A 17,266-nucleotide genomic window follows, 5' to 3' on the forward strand; every position below is an offset into this window, starting at 1 on the left:
GTGGCGGCGCGGTATGCGTGTGCCGCGGCCTCCTCGCCCGGCTCCGCCGAGGCGGGCCGGGCGAGCTGCGGGCCGGTCAGCGGATCTGCATCCCGGAGATCGCGCGGGAGATGACGAGTCGTTGGATCTCGGAGGTGCCCTCGAAGATGGTGTAGATCTTGGCGTCGCGGTACCAGCGCTCGACCGGGTGGTCCCGCAGGAAACCCGCACCGCCGAGCAGTTGCACCGCCTTCTCGGTGACCGACACCGCCACCTCGCCGGCCTTGAGCTTGGACATCGATCCCTCGCCCGCGGTGAACGGGCGGTTGTTGCGGCCCATCCACGAGGCGCGCCAGACCAGCAGTCGCGCCGCGTCGATCTCCATTCGCATGTCGGCGAGCGCGAACGCCACCGCCTGGTTCTCGATGATCGGCCGTCCGAACTGGACCCGGTCCTTCGCGTAGTCCAGGGCGTACTCGTAGGCGGCCCGCGCCACGCCGAGCGCCTGCGCGCCGACGGTGGGTCGGGTCAGCTCGAAGGTGCGCATCGCGGCCTGCCCGGTGGCCCGCTGACCGCTGCGGGCCCGGTCCAGGCGTGTCAGCAGGGCGTCCCGTCCGCCGAGCAGGCAGCGGCCGGGCACGCGTACCCCGTCGAGGAAGACGTCGGCGGTGTGGGACGCGCGGAGGCCGAGTTTGCGCAGCTTGCGGGTCGCGGCCAGGCCGGGGGTGCCGGGGGGTACGACGAACGCCGCCTGCCCCCGGGAGCCGAGCGTGGGGTCGACCGAGGCGGTGACCACGTGCACTCCGGCGATCCCGCCGTTCGTGGCGTACGCCTTCTGCCCGTTGAGCACCCACTCGTCGGTGGCCTCGTCGTAGACGGCCCGGGTGCGCATGGCGCCGACGTCGGACCCCGCCTCCGGCTCGCTCGAGCAGAACGCGGCGACGGCGGGCGAGTCGACGTCGCCGAAGCACTGCGGCACCCACTCGACCAGTTGGTCCGGGGTGCCCGCGCCGTAGATGGCGGCGACGGCGAGCGAGGTGCCGAAGATGGAGAGGCCGATGCCGGCGTCACCCCAGAAGAGTTCCTCGCTGGCGATCGGCAGCGAGAGCCCGGTCGGGTCGGCCCAGCAGGTGGCGAGGAACTCGAAGCCGTAGAGGCCGACCTTGGCGGCTTCCTTGATCACCGGCCACGGGGTTTCCTCGCGCTCGTCCCACTCGGCGGCGGCCGGGCGCACGACCTCGGCCGCGAAGCCGTGCACCCAGTCGCGTAGATCCCGCTGTTCCTCGTTCAGGTCGAGCGAGAACTCGGCCATGTCAGGCCTTGGGGATGTCGAACAGGTTGGCGATGTTGGCGGCGAGGCCGAGGTCGCCCTTCGCCTTCAGCTTGCCGGTCATGAACATCATCACCGGGTTGGCGCCACCGGAGACGATCTTCAGGAACTCGACCGGGCCCATGGTCAGGCTCAGCTTCGGGTCGTGCTGCGGGGTCTCGTTCACCACGCACTTGCCGTCGGCGATGGCCACCTCGTAGGTGTCGCTGCCGCCATCCGACCGACCGGTGATGATCCAGTGGATGACCGCGTTCGTGGAGCCGGCCCGGTCCGCGCGGAACAGCGACGGCATCCGGCCGAACACCTCGCCCAGGACCTTGCCACGCAGGTCACCGGACATCACCTGGGCGATCTTGTCGTCCGGGGTGGACTTGACCAGCTGGGCGAACTCCTTGGGGCCGACGTTGGCGAAGTTGGCCGGGTCGAAGTCAGTCATCAGGTGCGCCTTCCGGAAGATATGGCTACTCGTGCGTAACCCTACGCACGAGTAGGTATGCTCGCAAGGTGTCCACGCCGCCCGCCTTCAAGCGCCTGCCACGTGCCGTTCGTGAGCAGCAGATGCTTGACGCGGCCGTCAAGGTCTTCTCCCGGCGCGGCTACCACGCCGCCAGCATGGACGAGATCGCCGAGGATGCCGGCATCTCCAAGCCCATGGTGTACGCGTACCTCGGCACCAAGGAGGAACTCTTCGTGGCGTGTCTGCACCGGGAGGGCACCCGGATGATGCAGGCCATCGCCGGTGCCGCCGCCCCCGACCTGCCGGCAGACGTTCGACTCTGGCGCGGGTTGAAGGCGTTCTTCGGCTTCGTGGGCGCGTACCGCGACGGCTGGGCGGTGCTCTACCGGCAGGCGCGGGGTGAGCAGCCGTTCGCCGGTGAACTGGCCACCATGCGGGCCCGGTTGGTCGAGGTCGTCGCCGGGATGCTCGACCACGCCCTGCGCGCCGAGGGCCGGGAGATCACCGCCGTCGACCTGGAAGTCGTCGCGTACGCCCTGGTCGGCGCGACCGAGTCGCTTGCCGACTGGCTCGCGGACCACCCGGAGGCCGATCCGGAGAAGACCGCCACCCGGATGATGAACGTGGCCTGGCTGGGCGCCGGCCAACTCCTGCACGGCGCCGTCTGGCGTCCGGCCGCCGACTGACCGCCCCGAGGTCAGCGCACCGACCCGGCCGTCCAGGGTCAGCGCACCGACCCGGCCGTCCAGGGTCAGCGCACCGACCCGGCCGTCCAGGGTCAGCGCACCGACCCGGCCGCCCGAGGTCACGGCACCGGCACCCGGCTCGCCGGCTCGGTCGTCGACGCCGACTGCCCGGATCGGCGACGCCGGCCGAGCCAGCGGACCACCTCGACGATCGTCGTCACCCCCAGGGCGAGGCCCAGACCGAGCAGGAGCCCCCGCAGCGGGTCCTGCTCGAAGGCCATCCCGCCGAGGTAGCCCACCAGCCCGGAGTAGAGCCCCCACGAGCCGGCGGCGAGAGCGTCGAAGGCCAGGAACCGTCGGCGGGGATAGCGCACCGCGCCCATGGTGAGGGTGACCGCCGTCCGACCGCCCGGCACATAGCGGGCCACGGTGAGGATGAGACCGCCCCGGGTGGCGATCCCTCGACGGGCCCACTCGATGGCGGCCCTGCGCCGACCCTCGGGTGGTAGCCGGTCGAGTAGCCGGGTGCCACCGCCCCGGCCGATGGCGTACGAGATGTGGTCCCCGATCAGGGCACCGGACGCGGCCACCACGACCACCGCGGGGAGGTACGGCGCACCGGAGGCCGCGAACACCCCGGCGGTGATCACCGCCGTCTCGCTCGGCACCACCGGGAAGAAGCCGTCGAGCACCGCGATCGCGAAGATCGCCAGGTACACCCAGGGCGAGGACATCGTCTCGTGCAGCAGATCGAGCAGATCCATGCCCCCGATGCTGGTGCGAGCGGTGGCTCCCGCCATCGGCCAGTGGTCAGCGGGACGCCACTACTTAGGTCTGGATCGGCCCGGACGCCGGATCGGGGTCATCCCCCACCGCACCCGCATTCGACGGCGTGGGGCGATCCGAGCCGGCGGCGGAGTCCTACGCTCACCACGTGGCCCCCTGTGCCGTCGCCCTCCGGCGGGTCGTCGAGCGGTTCGCCCCGCTGCTGCTCGCCGTCCTGGTCGTCACGGCGGTGTGGGGCAGCGCGACAGGCGACCTGGGGGTCCGCTCGCCGCTGCCGGGCGCGGTCGCGCTGCTGATCGCGGTGGGCTCCGGCTGGGCCGCCAGCATGGTCCGGACCCGTCGCTGGCCGTTGTTCCTGGCCGCGGCGGTCGGCTGGTTGGTGCTCGCCGCCGCGGCCGCCGGAGTGGTCGCGTCGTACCAGGCGGGGTTGCGGTTGCGGGGTCGCCGGCTCGTCGGCTACCTCGTCGGTGCGGCGGTGGTGCTGGCCGGCGGGACGCTCGTCGGGTTGGCGGTGGGTGGCGTACGCCGGATCACCACCGCCACCACCGGCAACGTCGTGCTGCTTGCCGCAGGTCTGGTCGGGCTTCCGTTGGTGTTCGGTCTCTGGGTGCGGGCACGCCGGGACACGCTCGCCGCCCTGCGGGACCGGGCCGAGCGGCTGGAACGCGAGCAGGAGGCCCGCGCCGACCGGGTCCGCGCGGAGGAGCGGACCCGGATCGCCCGCGAGATGCACGACGTGGTCGCGCACCGGGTCTCGCTGATGGTGGTGCACGCCGGGGCGCTGGAGGTGACCGCTGTCGACCCGGCGACCGTCGAGGCGGCCGCGCTGATCCGGACGATCGGACGGGAGGCGCTCACCGACCTGCGCGAGGTGCTCGGAGTGCTGCGGCAGGCCGGTCCGGCAGTGCTGCCGGAGCGGGGGCTCGACGCGCTGGACGAGCTGATCGGGGAGTCCCGTGTCGCCGGGCTGCTGGTGCACCGGCGGGACGAGGGAGTTCCGTCGGCGTTGCCGGCGACGGTGGGGCGTACGGCGTACCGGGTGGTCCGGGAGGCGCTGACAAACGTGCGTAAGCACGCCGCCGACGCCGAGACGACAGTGTGTCTGCGCTACCTGCCCGACGGGCTGGAGGTGCGGGTCCGTAACGGCCCGTCCGAGGGCGGCCGGTCCCTGCCCGGTGCCGGACAGGGGTTGCTCGGGCTGCGCGAGCGGGTGGAGTTGCTCGGCGGGCGGTTGGAGGCGACGCCCGTGGACGGCGGCTTCCTGGTCCGCGCCCTGATCCCGGTGGCGGGTGTGGCGTGATCCGGGTGGTGGTTGTCGACGACGAACAACTGCTCCGCGCCGGGTTGCGGCTGATCCTGGAGGCGGCCGAGGACATCACGGTGGTGGGTGAGGCGGCGGACGGCGTCGGCGCGTTGGAGCAGGCCCAGCGGTTGCGTCCCGACGTGGTGCTGCTCGACGTGCGGATGCCGGGCGTCGACGGGCTGACCGTCGCGCCCGACGTGGTCGCCGCCGGACCCAAGGTGATCATGTTGACCACCTTCGACCTGGACGAGTACGTGCACCGGGCGCTGCGGGCCGGGGCGGTCGGCTTCCTGCTCAAGGACACCCCGCCCCGGGAGTTGGCCGCCGCCGTCCGCACGGTGGCCGCCGGGAACGCGATGCTCGCCCCGACTGTCACCCGGCGCCTGATCAGCTCGTTCGCCGAGCGTGGTCCGGCCCGCCGGGAGGCTGCTCGGGAGCGGCTGGCGACGCTCACGACGCGGGAGTGGGAGGTCGTCCGGGAGGTGGCCCGCGGGCACGGCAACGCGGAGATCGCCAGGCGGTTGACGATGAGCGAGGCCACCGTGAAGGCACACGTCAGTCGCGCGCTGGCCAAGCTTCAGGCCGGCAATCGGGTGCAGTTGGCCATCCTGGTGTACGACGCGGACCTGCTGTGAGCTGGCCGGAGGCAGGTCAGCGCCGGGAGGAGGCGTGGCGGCGTGCCCGTTGGCGTATCCAGCGGATGCCCTCGATGCCCAGCGTGACGAGCACCGAGAGGCCGAGCCCGGCGAGGACGCCCTTGATGGGGTGGCGCTCGAAGGCCAGCCCACCGAAGTAGCCGAGCAGCCCGCAGTACAGGGCCCAGGTGACCGTCGCGATCGCGTCGTAGAGCAGGAACGACCGGCGGGGATACCGGACCGCGCCCATGGTGAGGGTGACCGCCGTCCGGCCCCCCGGCAGGTAGCGGGAGGTGGTCAGGATCAGCCCGCCGCGCCGGTCCAGCGCGCGTCGGGCCCACTCGGAGCTGGCCCGCCGTCGGCTGCCGTCGGGAAACCCGGCGAGCCGGTTCGCGCCGCCGCCGCGCCCGATGGCGTACGAGATGTGGTCGCCGGCGCAGGCGCCCACCGCGGCGGCGGCGATCACCCCCGCCAGGTTGGGATTTCCGCCGGTGGAGAGGACGGCGGCGGTGATGACGGCCGCCTCGCCGGGTACGGCGGGAAAGAACGCGTCGACCGCGGTCAGCCCGAAGATCAGCAGGTACACCCATGGTGAGGTGACGAGCTGTCGGAGCAGGTCGAGCGCGGAGTCCATGCCCCCATGCTCGCCGGGCACGACCCGTCCCGGTGCCGAAGCGGCGGTATGACCTCCACCCTTCCCCGCGCCGATCTTGCACTTTCTGTCGGAACCAACCCCTGCAAAAGCCGCGAAGCGACAACCGAAAGTGCAAGATCGACGGGGTTGGGGCGGGGGTGGGGGTGGAGTTAGGCCGCGTGGACCAGGGTTGGTGGGGTGAGCAGTGGGCCGTGTGTCAGCTTGTCGTCGGCGGTGGGGCCGTGCGAGGTCAGGACCACGGGGGTGCCCAGCTCCGTGCTTATCGCCTCGGCCCAGTTGGGCGGTGGGTCGTCGTAGAGCGGGCGGGAGCGCAGCAGGCTGGCGGTGAGCGCGGCCTGCCGGTCCAGGTCGCCGGGTGGGCCGGGGGTGAGGCGGTCGGTCGTGTCGTAGCGGCGGCACATCCGCAGGCCGGGGTACGCGCGGTCGAGGTGCGTCAACGCCAGGCCGTCGACCCCGCCGGCCGCCGCGAGGGCGTACCTGTGGGCGACCGCGTCGAAGTGGCCGAACCGGAACCGGCCCTGCCACGGGTTCGTGGCGTTGTGCGCGTCGGTGAACGGCAGGCCCGGGTCCTCGGTCACCAACGGGCCAGCGCCGTGTCGGGTGGTGACCACGCGGAGCACCCCGACCCGGGTCACGTCGCCGGACCGGCCCGCCTCGGCGAGCAGGCCGTCCACGTTGGCGAAGGTGGTGGTGCTCCACGTGGTGTACGGGTGGAAGCCGTGCCACTCGTCGAGCAGCACCCCCTGCGCGCCCTCGAAGACGCAGGTCCCGGCGCGCAACGCCTCGGCCAGCCAGCTCCCGTCGACGATCGCGACCCGCCCGGCGAACCCGGTGAACGCGGGCAGGCAGTCCTCGACCGGTGGGGCGTCCAGCGGGCCCAGTTCGGCGGTCAGCCGGTCCCGCAGGACGGTCAGCCGGCGGCGCAGCAACGCCGGGCGGTGGCAGTCGCCGACCCGGGGCGCGTCGTCCGGGTGGGCGAGACCGTACGCGACGGCCTCGCCCACCCCCAGCCCGCAGGAGCCGTGCCGGTCGGCTCCCCGGGCGATCTCCCGGGCCCGGTTGGCGGCCCGGTGGTACGGGGTGGCCAGCAGCGCGTCGGAGTCGACGGTCAGCCGGTCGAGCGCGTCGGTCACCCCGACGGTGGCGAGATGGTCGGCCTCGGCGGCCAGCGCCAGCGGGTCCACCACCACGTGTCGCGACAGGTGCGTACGGACCCCGGGGCGGAACGTGCCGGCCCCGAACTGCGCGAACGTGTGGTGCCGCCCGTCGCGCAGCACGACGTTGTGCGCCGCCTGCGCGCCCCCGTTGAAGCGGACCACCGTGTGCACGTCTCGGGTGGCGCAGAGCCAGTCCACCACCGTGCCCTTGCCGGCGTCCCCGTAGCCGAGGTCGACCACCGCCACGTGCCTCACAGCCGGGTCACCCCACCTGAGGTGTCGGTGAAGGTGGGCAGCGTCGCCACCTCGGCTCGCCGGCCGCGACCGAGGCGGGCCAGGGCCTTCGACACCGTGCCGGTGGCGCTGGAGCCGGCGTGGTCCAGGTGGCGCAGGCCCTCGTCCAGGTCGATGGCCTGCTCGCCGAGGCCGATGGTGAGCGCGATGGTCTCGCAGACCGCGTCGAGGTCGTCGAGCACGACGGCGTTCTGCCCGAGCAGGTCCCGCCAGAAGTCGAGCACCTTGGCGTTGCCGGCGTAGTGGCTGCCGGCGGGGAGCAGGTAGTAGGTGTCCCAGCGGCGGGTCACCTCGTCGACGACCTGCCGCAGCGGCACGTCCTCGGCCAGGTCGTCGCCGATCAGGCGGGCCACCTCCCGGGCCTTCACCTGCTGGTACGCCAGCTCGTCGCCGATGATGAACAGGTAGCCGCGCCGGCCGCGCTTCTCCCAGTTGTCGGTGGCGGTGTGCCGGGCCATGAAGTACATGGCCAGCTCGTACGACTCGCTCATCTGCCCGCCGCCACCGCCCTCCAGGACGATCCGGCCGAGGTCGTCGTCCATCCGGTTGTCCGACTCGAACTGGCCGACCTGCAGCGGCACCCGATCGCAGGTGGCGTCGCCGATCGCACCGAACATGATCTGCGGGTCGCTGGCGTACCCCTGCCGTTGCAGCAGGCCGAGCAGTTGCGGCAGTTTGGTCTGCAGGACGCGCGGCACGTTGCGCATCGAGCCGGTCACGTCGAAGAGCACCGCGACGGGGGTCGAGCGCGGGTGCTCGTCGGAGTCGCGGCTCTCGCGCATCGCGTCGCGGGGGTCGAGCGCGGCGTGCACGGTGCGCGCCCCGCTGTCGCTGTAGGAGAACGCGCTGCGGCCGGTGGAGCGCCGGTAGCGGTCGGCGGCGTCGTACACGTCGGTGGACCAGATTCCACTGCCCATGACAGCTCCTTAGGGGGTGAGGGTGAAGGGGCGGAAGGTGCGTGGCCCGTAGAGCCGGTCCAGCACCTGGTCGAGTTCGCGGAGCAGGAGCCAGGCGTCGGCGGGCCGGGCGTCCAGGGACCGTTGCCGGCAGCCCTGCGCGAAGGTGTGCAGCTCGCGGGGCGCGCGCGGCCCCATCAGCCAGCTCATGCAGTGGCTGGCCATCGCGATGTCGGTGCCCGGACCGCAGGGCCGCTTCTGGAGGACCTCCTCCGGGTCCCAGCCGTGGCCGGGCACGAGCGCCGGGATCGTGCCCCCGACGGGTGCGGAGAAGCACCAGTCGATCAGCACCACGCCGTGGGCGTCCGGCTCGATCAGCACGTGTCGGGGCAGGACCGCGCCGTGCACCACGCCGGCCCGGTGGGCCAGGCCGAGCACCACGAGCAGCCGCCGCCAGATCCAGGCCGCGTCCCGGGCGTCCAGCCCGTCGGGGTACGCGCGCCGCACCTCGTCGAGGTCGTGCAGCCCGGGTGCGGTGGCGAGCACGTTGATCCGCCGCTCGGCGCCTGTCGCCGCGTCCCGGTGCGGGAACTCGTCGACGAGCCGGGGCACGTACGGCAGGTAGCGGGGGTCGCCGCGCTCGGCGATGGTGCGCAGCGCGTGTGCCTCGCGGGCCATCAGGTCGTTGTCGGTGGGCCGGCGGGGGAGCTTGAGCAGCCGATCGTGGCCGACGTCGTAGAGGTCGGCGAGGTCACCCGAGTGGGCGGGGGTGCCGAGTCGGTAGTCACCGAGGACGGTGACCTGCCGGGCCCGCCACCTGGTGGTGACGTGGATGTACGCGTCGAGGGCTTCGGCGCGTACCGCCGGGTCGGCCGGCAGGCGGTCGGGGTGCAGGGCCGCGACCAGCTCGCGGTATCGCCGGGCCGGCTGGTCCGTGCCGAACAGGTCGGCGTCGCTGTGGGCCGCCGTGACCAGACCGATGGCCGCCGCGGTTTTCATCGCACCGTCTCCTCGCGGGCGGGGCGCAGCAGCGCCGGGTGCAGCAGTCGGGCGTCGCCGGCCCGGTAGAGCCGGGCACGGGGGCCGCCGCGGGTGCCGCCGCGTTCGGTGCTGGTGCCGGTGCTCTCCACGAAGCCGGGCACGGAGAGCACCTTGCGGTGGAAGTTGCCGGCGTGCAGTGGGTGACCCCAGACCGTTTCGTAGACGGTGCGCAGCTCGCTGATCGTGAACTCGGCGTCGAGGAAGCGCGTGGAGAGTGGGGTGTATTCCAGCTTGGACCGGGCCCGCTCCAGCCCGTCGTCGATGATCCGGCCGTGGTCGAAGGCGAGCTGCCGGCTGGTCAGCGCGGTGACCGGCAGCCAGATCGCCGCGTCGGCGTCGGTGCCGGCGGCCGGGTCGGGCAGGTCGGGGGCGAACGCGAGGTGGGCGATCGAGACGACGCGCATCCGCGGGTCGCGCTCGGGGGCGCCATAGCTGCCCAACTGCTCCAGGTGTACGCGGCGCAGCCGGTCGCCGCCGAGCCCGGTCTCCTCGGCCAGCTCCCGTCGGGCGCCGCCGATCAGGTCCTCGTCGGGTTGGACGAAGCCGCCGGGCAGCGCCCAGTGCCCCGCGAAGGGCGGCTGCCCGCGCTGGATCAGCAGCAGGTGCAGTGCGCCGTCGCGGATGGTCAGCGCCACCACGTCGACGGTCACCGCGACCGACGGGTAGGCCCGTGGGTCGTACGCCTCCAGGAACTCCTGCTCGTTCATCGCGTCTCTCTCAGCTTGAGAACATCTCTCTCTGAGAACAACCTAACGCACGAGGACGCTCCTGCCAAGCCGAAACTCGTCAGCGCAGGAAACCCGCCAGGTGCGGACGCCCGCGCGAGTCGTGCAGGGCGAACCCGCCGTCCGGCAGCAGGGTGAAGTCCACGGTGCTCGGCAACGACACGGGCGCCTTGAAGGCCACCTCGACGGTGTAGGCGTCCGGCAACCGGTTCTCCATGGCGGCCAGGCAGCGGGCCTTGCTCCACATGCCGTGCGCGATCGGCCGTCGGAAGCCGAACAGCCGCGCACCGAGCAGCGAGGTGTGGATCGGGTTGTGATCCCCGGAGACCCGCGCGTACGTCGTACCGACGCGGGGTTCGACACGCCAGCGGGCCGTGGCGGTGGGTGCGGTGGGGCGTTCACCCCGCTCGCCCCCGCCAGGCTTGCGCTCCCGACCCAGGTACGTCGAGACGCCGCGCCAGACCGTCTCGCCGTCGACCGAGCCGACAAGCACCACGTCCACCTGCCGGCCCCGGTCGTGCGGGCGCAGGTTCTCCGCGTACGTCGTGAAGTCGAGGGTCTCGTCGGCGGCGATCGGGCGGTGCACGGTGATCCGGTTGCCGATGTGGACCAAGCCCGTCACCGGGATGGGAAACGCCGGCTCGGTCATCAGCCGCAGGGCCAGCGGGAAGCCCAGGACGTGCGGAAACGTCGCGGGCAGCAGGTCGCTGAGCCGAAAACCGCAGACCCGGTCGTACGCGGCCAGGTGCGCCCGGTCCACCCGTACCCCGCCCACGGCCAACTCGGCCGCCGGCAGGCCGGAGCCACGCCGCCCGCCGCCCAGACCCGGCAGCGCGCCGAGCACCGCCCGCCGGTGCAGCGCCCCGGACGCCGGCATTCGCGCCACCTCGATCCGGGTACGGCCACCGGACTCCGGCTGGAACGCCCTGGCCCGCGTCTCCGCCGACAGTGTCTCCGTCGGGCCGTCGATCAGCTCGTGCAGGGAAAGGTCGTCGTCCGGCTCTCTCCGCGCGCCCATCACGCCCCCAGCAGGCTCTGGCCGCAGACCCGGACCACGTTGCCGCTGACCGCACCGCTTGCCGGCCAGGCCAACCAACCGATCGTCTCGGCCACGTCCACCGGCAGGCCGCCCTGGGCCAGGCTGTTCATCCGTCGGCCCGCCTCGCGGACCACGAGCGGGATACGCGCGGTCAGTCGGGTCTCGATGAAGCCCGGGGCCACCGCGTTGACGCTGATCCCCCGCTCGCGCAGGGCCGGGGCGAGCGAGTCGACCAACCCGATCACGCCGGCCTTGCTCGTCGCGTAGTTGGTCTGCCCCCGGTTGCCGGCGATCCCGGCGATCGACGAGACCGCGACGATCCGCCCGCCGGCCGGGATCAGCCCGCGTTCCAGCAGCACGTCGTTGATCCGCTCCTGGCTGGACAGGTTGACGTCGATGACCTGGTCCCACCTGTCGGCGTCCATCCGGCCGAGTGTCCGGTCCCGGGTGATGCCGGCGTTGTGCACCACCACGTCGACCCGGCCGTGCCTGCTGGCCAGGTGGTCGGCGAGCCGGGTCGGCGCGTCCGGCGCGGTCAGGTCGAGCTGCACGGCCGTACCGCCGATGTCGTTCGCCACCGCGGCGAGGGCGTCCCCGGCGGCGGGGATGTCCAGCGCCACCACCTGCGCGCCGTCGCGGGCGAGCACCCTCGCGAGCGCCGCGCCGATGCCCCGGGCTGCGCCCGTGACAAGCACGACCTGGCTGTCCAGCGGGCGGTCCCAGTCGGCAGGTGCGCTCGCCGCGCCGAGGCCGACCCGGATGACCTGGCCCGACACGTACGCGGACCGGCCGGACAGCAGGAAGCGGAGTGTCGATTCGAGGCTGGTGAGTGTGTGGGGGTCCCCGTCGGCGCGGGTGACGGAGACGAGTTGCGCGGTGGTGCCCCGGCCGAACTCCTTGCCGATGCTGCGGACCAGCCCGTCCAGGGCGCGCTGGGCGGTCGCCTCGCGGGGCGTCGCGCACTCCTGCGGCGGGGTGCCGAGCACGATCACCCGGCCGCTGGGCAGCACCGCCCGAGCCCGTGGGTGGAAGAAGTCGTAGAGCTGGCGCAGGTCGGTCGAGTCGGTGATCCCGGTGGCGTCGTACACCAGGGCGCCGAACCGGTCCTGCGGCGCGGCGGTGGTGGTGGTGTCGCGCAGCTCGACCCCGGCGGTGGTCAGGATCGTGGCGAGCGACTCGGCGAGCCGGCCGCCCTTGGCCGCGCCGAGCAGGGCCGGCCCGGGCAGCAGCGGGTCGCCGGGGTGGTGCCGGCGCAGTCGGGGCGGGTCGGGCAGCCCGAGGCGCTTGACCAGCGCGCGGCCGGCGGCCGATTGGACGAAGCTCGCGTACCTGTCGGTCATGGGCGTAGCCTACTGGCGAGTAGGTTCGAGTGACACATCTCGGAGGAGACGGATCGTGCAGAGCATTCGGCGGGTCGCGGTCATCGGGGGCAATCGCATCCCCTTCGCCCGTTCCAACTCCCGCTACGCGGACGCGTCCAACTCGGACCTGCTCGGCGCCGCGCTGGACGGCCTGATCGCCCGCTACGGACTGGCCGGTCAGCGGGTCGGCGAGGTGGTGATCGGGGCGGTGCTCAAACACTCCCGTGACTTCAACCTCGCCCGCGAGACGGTGCTCGGCTCCCGGCTCGACCCGCACACCCCGGCGTACGACATCCAGCAGGCCTGCGGCACCGGCCTGGAGGCGGCGATCCTGGTCGCCAACAAGATCGCCCTCGGCCAACTCGACGTGGGCATCGCCGGCGGCGTCGACACCACGTCCGACGCGCCGCTCGCGGTCAACGAGGAGATGCGCCGCACGCTGATCAAACTCAACTCGGCCCGCACGCTCGGCGAACGGCTCAAGGTCGCGGCGAAGCTGCGCCCCTCGCAACCGTTCAAGCCGGAGATCCCGCGCAACGCCGAACCGCGTACCGGGCTGTCCATGGGTGACCACGCCGCCCGCACCGCGCTGCGCTGGCAGATCGACAGACGCTCCCAGGACGAGCTGGCGCTGCGCTCACACCAGCGGCTCGCCGCCGCGTACGAACGGAACTTCTTCGACGACCTGATGACGCCGTACCTGGGTTTGACCCGCGATGCGAACCTCCGCCCCGACACCAGCCTGGAGAAGCTCGGCAGACTCAAGCCGGCCTTTGGCACCCGCGGCCCGGACGCCGAGCACGCCACCATGACCGCCGGCAACTCGTCTCCGCTCACCGACGGCGCGTCCACGTTGCTGCTGGCCAGCGAGGAGTGGGCCGCCGCGCGCAACCTGCCGGTGCTGGCCTGGTTCAGCTGGTCGGAGACGGCCGCCGTCGACTTCGTGCACGGCGACGAGGGGCTGCTGATGGCCCCCGCCTACGCGGTGCCCCGGATGCTGGCCCGCGCCGGGCTGACGTTGCGGGACTTCGACTACTACGAGATCCACGAGGCGTTCGCCTCGCAGGTGCTGGCCACCCTCGCCGCCTGGGAGTCGCCGGAGTTCTGCAAGGACCGCCTCGGCCTGGACGCGCCGCTGGGCGCGATCGACACCGACCGGCTCAACGTGAACGGTTCGTCGCTGGCCGCCGGGCACCCGTTCGCCGCCACCGGCGGGCGGATCGTGGCGACCCTGGCCAAGCTGCTCGCCGAGAAGGGCAGCGGACGCGGGCTGATCTCGATCTGCGCGGCCGGCGGCCAGGGCGTGACCGCGATCCTGGAGCGCTGACCGCGCGGATCGCCCCTTATGGGAATGTCCGCCAGCAGGCGTTAACGGCTCGTTCAGGAGCCGGCCCGCTGGTGGAGGGTTTACCACGTGATGGTGATCCTTACCGCGCCCTGGGCGCGTCATCGATCGCTCCTGCGTGCGGAACGGGGCCGTAACACCATGGAGTCCGTCTTGCCACGGACGACCATCCTTTCGGTGGTCATCCCCATGTTCAACGAGACCGCTGTCATCCCGGCCCTGGTCGCCCGGCTGCGGCCGGTGCTGGACGCACTCGGCGTCGACTACGAGGTGGTCGCCGTCGACGACGGCAGCCGGGACGACACCGTGTCGGTGCTCTTCGACCACGCTCGGCACTGGCCGCAGCTGCGGGTGCTCCGGCTGCGGCGCAACAGCGGCCACCAGGCGGCGCTGACCGCCGGCCTCCACCGTGCCGTCGGCCGGTGGGTGGTCAGCCTCGACGCCGACCTTCAGGATCCACCGGAGACCATCGCCGAGATGCTCAGGGTGGCCCGCGAGAACGGTGTGGACGTGGTCTACGGCGTCCGCGCCGACCGCAGCACCGACACGGTCTTCAAGCGCAACACCGCCCGCGGCTACTACTGGGTGATGCGCCGGCTCGTCGGCGCCGACCTGCCCGCCCAGGCCGGTGACTTCCGATTGCTCAGCCGCGACGTCGTCGAGGTGCTGCGCCGACTGCCCGAACGCGCCCCGGTCTACCGGCTGCTGGTGCCGTCGCTCGGCTTCCCCAGCGCCGAGGTGCGCTACGACCGCGCGGCGCGCGCCGCCGGTGAGACGAAGTATCCGCTGCGTCGGATGGTGGCCCTGGCCTGGGAGAGCGCGGCGAACTTCTCCGCCGCGCCACTGCGGCTGGCCACCTGGCTGGGAATGTCGAGCTTCCTGCTCTGCCTCGCGCTCATCGTGTTCGGCGTCGTCGTCCACGTCTCCGGTGCCACGATCCCCGGCTGGACCTCGATGTTCGTCGCGGTGCTGCTGCTCAGCGGGGTGCAGTTGGTCTGCCTCGGCCTGCTGGGCGAGTACGTCGGGCGGATCTACGCCACCGTGCAGAACCGGCCGGCCTTCCACGTCGGGTTCGACTCACGGGACGAGGTGCCGGCCGCCGAGACGGTGGCGGAGAGCCGGGCCGACTTCGGACCGGTGGTCAACGCCCGTGGCTGACACCCTGCTGGCCGAGCGGATCGACACCCCGGCCCCGGCGGCACGTCGGAACGCCCTCCTACCGGTCCTCACCACGCTCCCGTGGGCGCTCGCCATCGCCGCCCTGCTCGTGGTCTGGGCACGCGGCGACGTGCCGGCCCCCGACCTTGCCCGGTTCTCCGCGTACTGGGTGTTCGCCCTGGTGCTCCCCGGAACCCTTGTGCACCGCGCACTGCGCGGTAGCCGGGGCAACCTTCCGGAGGATCTCGCCTACGGCGCGGCCACCGGCCTGCTGCTCGAGATCGTCGCCTGGGCGTTGGCCGCGGCGACCGGCCAGCAGTCCCTGCTGCGCTGGTGGCCGCTGCCGGTACTTGTCGCCTTCGCCGCCGTCCCCCGGCTACGCCGGCACTGGCGGCTCGGCGAGCGCCGTCCGATGCCGGTCGTGTGGCACTGGGCGATGGGCATGGCGCTGCTGGTGGTGGTGGCCTGGGGCTACATCCAGTGGCGGATGGTGCCGCTGCCACCGGTGTCCGGCGGTTACTACCAGGACCTGCTCTACCACCTGGGGCTGGTGCAGGAGCTGACCCGGGCGATGCCGTTCGAGTTGCCGCACGTCGCGGGGGAGGGGCTGCGTTACCACTACCTCTCCGACGCGCACATCGCCAGCGCCAGCATGGTCACCGACATCCCGCCGGCGACGGTGCTGCTGCGACTCTGGCTGGTGCCGGTGGTCGGCACGGCGGTGGTGCTCGCGGCCGGGCTCGCCCGCGACCTGAGCGGTGCCGTGTGGGCCGGGCCGGTGGTCGCCGTCGCGGGCTTCGTCGGGACGACAGTCACGCTCGGCTCGGCCGTGGGCGCGTCCGGTGAGATGCCGTTGTCGTACGCCAGCCCGTCGCAGACGTACGTGCTGGTGCCGTTGCTGTTGCTCGTCGGCCTCTGTGTCGACGTGGCGCGAGGGCGGTCCCTCGGCCTGGCCTGGGCGCTGGTCCCGGTGCTCGGCCTGGTCTGTGCGGGGGCGAAGTCCAGCGCGTTGCCCCCGCTGGTCGCCGGCCTGGGTCTCACCGCGGTCGTGTTCTGGTGGCGGGAGCGGCAAGTACCGCGACCCGCGTTGGTGGCGCTGGCCTGTCTCGTGGCGGCGATGGCGCTCGGCTTCCGGTTGTTCGCCGGCGGCGGGGCATCCACGCTGCGGGTGCAGGCGTTGGCCTTGCTGCACTTCATCGGCCCGTACTCCGAAACGCTCGGTGGTGGCGACGGAATCTGGCCGGATGCGCCGCTGCCGCCCGGCATCAACGACGGCGGCGCCCTCGGCTGGCTGCTGGCGTTCTCCGTGGTCGCCTGGTGGGTGCTGGGCCAGGCGCCACGATGGGTGGGTATGACCCTGCTGGCCGAGCGGGAGCACCGGGCCGACGCGGCCGTCTGGCTACTCGCCGGGACGGTGCTCGCCGGAGCCGCCACCACCTGGGTCTTCCAGCACCCGTCGATCAGCCAGATCTACTTCTGGATGGGTGTCATCCCGGTCGGCGCCGTGTTGACCGCCTGGTCGCTCGCCGCGGCCCGGGCACCCTGGCCGGCGCTGGCGGTAACCGCCGCGGCCGGTGCGCTGGCGGCCCTGGCCACGGCCGGCACGGTGCCGGGTATCGCGTGGCCGCGGATCGCCCGTCCCGGCACCCCCTACACCTCGACCATTGAGGGATGGCTGCGGGTGCTGGGCGCCTCGGCCGTCCGGTACGTGCTGTTCGTGGCGGTGGCCGCCGCGCTCGCCGTCGGGGTGGCAGCCCTGTGGCGGCGGCGCGTCCCGTCGCCCGGGGGTCGTCGGCGGGCGGCGACGATCGCGGTGGCCGGGGTCACCGCCGCGATGCTCGGTGCCAGCGGTGCCGTCGCCGTGGGCGGAGTCGTCCGCTCGGTGCTGACCGAGCCGGTGCCGGCGACCGGGCCGCAGCCGTACGCGCTGACCGTCGACGAGATGCGCGCGGCGTTGTGGCTGGACGAGCACGCCGCCGACGACGACGTGGTCGCGACAAACGTGCACTGTCGGCCGGTGCGGACCACCCCGCACTGCGATGCCCGGGCGTTCTGGGTGACCGGTCTGGGCGGCCACCGGACGGTGGTGGAGAGTTGGGGTTACACCGACGCGGTCGTGGCCGCGCACGGCGTCGACAACCTGGGGTACGCCCGACAGAGCTTCCCCGATCAGGAATTGCTCGCGCTCAACGACGGCGTGTTCACCGCGCCGACCGTCGCCGACCTCGACCGCCTCCGCACACGGCACCGGGTCCGGTGGTTGTTCGCCGACACCAGGGCGGGCACGGTGTCGCCGGAACTGGCCCGGCTGGCTCAGGTTCGGCTGGTCGCCGGCTCGGTCACCGTCTACGAGGTCAGCCGCCCCTGACCGCCTCGGCAGCCCGGCCCGGTCCCGGCGTCGACCAGCGGGTGCGGGACA

16 protein-coding genes are annotated in these 17,266 nt (G+C 72.8%); 6 read left to right on the plus strand and 10 right to left on the minus strand.

The genetic code is table 11. The features are described 5' to 3' along the window. Positions 1-76 precede the first annotated feature (76 nt). Together ACGFH8_RS08720 and ACGFH8_RS08725 are read right to left on the minus strand one after the other, a co-directional pair. On the minus strand, positions 77-1,291 hold the full coding sequence (locus ACGFH8_RS08720) for an acyl-CoA dehydrogenase family protein (protein WP_393365337.1): 1,215 nt from the start codon (positions 1,289-1,291) through the stop codon (positions 77-79). 1 nt (position 1,292) lies between these two features. Next, entirely contained in the window at positions 1,293-1,745 is a 453-nt protein-coding gene (locus tag ACGFH8_RS08725; protein WP_393365339.1) for an SCP2 sterol-binding domain-containing protein, read from the minus strand. Between the two features lie 68 nt (positions 1,746-1,813). Here ACGFH8_RS08725 and ACGFH8_RS08730 point away from each other — a divergent pair, with 68 nt between their 5' ends. Further along, positions 1,814-2,452: a TetR/AcrR family transcriptional regulator gene (locus tag ACGFH8_RS08730; RefSeq protein ID WP_393365341.1), complete on the plus strand. Its 639-nt coding sequence runs from the start codon at positions 1,814-1,816 to the stop codon at positions 2,450-2,452. 119 nt (positions 2,453-2,571) lie between these two features. On the opposite strand, the gene ACGFH8_RS08735 is transcribed toward ACGFH8_RS08730, so the two are convergent. Next, complete coding sequence (locus tag ACGFH8_RS08735; protein ID WP_393365343.1) at positions 2,572-3,216, minus strand: DedA family protein; 645 nt, start codon at positions 3,214-3,216, stop codon at positions 2,572-2,574. Between the two features lie 170 nt (positions 3,217-3,386). Between ACGFH8_RS08735 and ACGFH8_RS08740 the strand changes: the two genes are divergently transcribed. Together ACGFH8_RS08740 and ACGFH8_RS08745 are read left to right on the plus strand one after the other, a co-directional pair. Continuing rightward, positions 3,387-4,538, plus strand: a complete 1,152-nt coding sequence (locus ACGFH8_RS08740; protein ID WP_393365345.1) for a sensor histidine kinase — start codon at positions 3,387-3,389, stop codon at positions 4,536-4,538. Next, positions 4,535-5,176 (plus strand): response regulator, encoded by a 642-nt coding sequence (locus ACGFH8_RS08745; RefSeq protein ID WP_393365346.1) that lies wholly within the window; start codon positions 4,535-4,537, stop codon positions 5,174-5,176. The genes ACGFH8_RS08740 and ACGFH8_RS08745 overlap by 4 nt, the downstream gene beginning before the upstream one ends. 16 nt (positions 5,177-5,192) lie before the next feature. On the opposite strand, the gene ACGFH8_RS08750 is transcribed toward ACGFH8_RS08745, so the two are convergent. From ACGFH8_RS08750 to ACGFH8_RS08780, 7 genes are all read right to left on the minus strand, one after another. Next, entirely contained in the window at positions 5,193-5,810 is a 618-nt protein-coding gene (locus ACGFH8_RS08750; protein WP_393365348.1) for a DedA family protein, read from the minus strand. Positions 5,811-5,980: 170 nt separating this feature from the next. After that, positions 5,981-7,243, minus strand: a complete 1,263-nt coding sequence (locus ACGFH8_RS08755; protein ID WP_393365350.1) for an adenylosuccinate synthetase — start codon at positions 7,241-7,243, stop codon at positions 5,981-5,983. Beyond that, entirely contained in the window at positions 7,240-8,199 is a 960-nt protein-coding gene (locus ACGFH8_RS08760; RefSeq protein ID WP_393365352.1) for a hypothetical protein, read from the minus strand. The genes ACGFH8_RS08755 and ACGFH8_RS08760 overlap by 4 nt, the downstream gene beginning before the upstream one ends. A 9-nt stretch (positions 8,200-8,208) precedes the next feature. Continuing rightward, entirely contained in the window at positions 8,209-9,177 is a 969-nt protein-coding gene (locus tag ACGFH8_RS08765; RefSeq protein ID WP_393365354.1) for a serine/threonine protein kinase, read from the minus strand. Further along, a complete protein-coding gene (locus ACGFH8_RS08770) occupies positions 9,174-9,926 on the minus strand; it encodes an NUDIX domain-containing protein (protein ID WP_393365356.1) in 753 nt (250 codons plus the stop codon). The genes ACGFH8_RS08765 and ACGFH8_RS08770 overlap by 4 nt, the downstream gene beginning before the upstream one ends. Before the next feature lie 79 nt (positions 9,927-10,005). Beyond that, positions 10,006-10,821, minus strand: coding sequence for a MaoC/PaaZ C-terminal domain-containing protein (locus ACGFH8_RS08775; RefSeq protein ID WP_393367029.1), 816 nt, complete (start codon positions 10,819-10,821; stop codon positions 10,006-10,008). A 140-nt stretch (positions 10,822-10,961) separates the two neighbouring features. Further along, a complete protein-coding gene (locus ACGFH8_RS08780) occupies positions 10,962-12,323 on the minus strand; it encodes a 3-oxoacyl-ACP reductase (RefSeq protein WP_393365358.1) in 1,362 nt (453 codons plus the stop codon). Between the two features lie 55 nt (positions 12,324-12,378). On the opposite strand from ACGFH8_RS08780, the gene ACGFH8_RS08785 reads away from it, so the two are divergent. From ACGFH8_RS08785 to ACGFH8_RS08795, 3 genes are all read left to right on the plus strand, one after another. After that, complete coding sequence (locus ACGFH8_RS08785; protein ID WP_393365360.1) at positions 12,379-13,671, plus strand: acetyl-CoA C-acetyltransferase; 1,293 nt, start codon at positions 12,379-12,381, stop codon at positions 13,669-13,671. Between the two features lie 195 nt (positions 13,672-13,866). Continuing rightward, positions 13,867-14,847, plus strand: coding sequence for a glycosyltransferase family 2 protein (locus ACGFH8_RS08790; protein WP_393365361.1), 981 nt, complete (start codon positions 13,867-13,869; stop codon positions 14,845-14,847). Beyond that, positions 14,840-17,215 carry a hypothetical protein gene (locus ACGFH8_RS08795; RefSeq protein WP_393365363.1) on the plus strand — a complete coding sequence of 792 codons (2,376 nt, stop codon included), beginning with the start codon at positions 14,840-14,842 and terminating at the stop codon, positions 17,213-17,215. The genes ACGFH8_RS08790 and ACGFH8_RS08795 overlap by 8 nt, the downstream gene beginning before the upstream one ends. Positions 17,216-17,266 lie beyond the last annotated feature (51 nt).

The sequence above is a fragment of the Micromonospora sp. NPDC049175 genome, from assembly GCF_043197345.1.
GTDB lineage: Bacteria > Actinomycetota > Actinomycetes > Mycobacteriales > Micromonosporaceae > Micromonospora.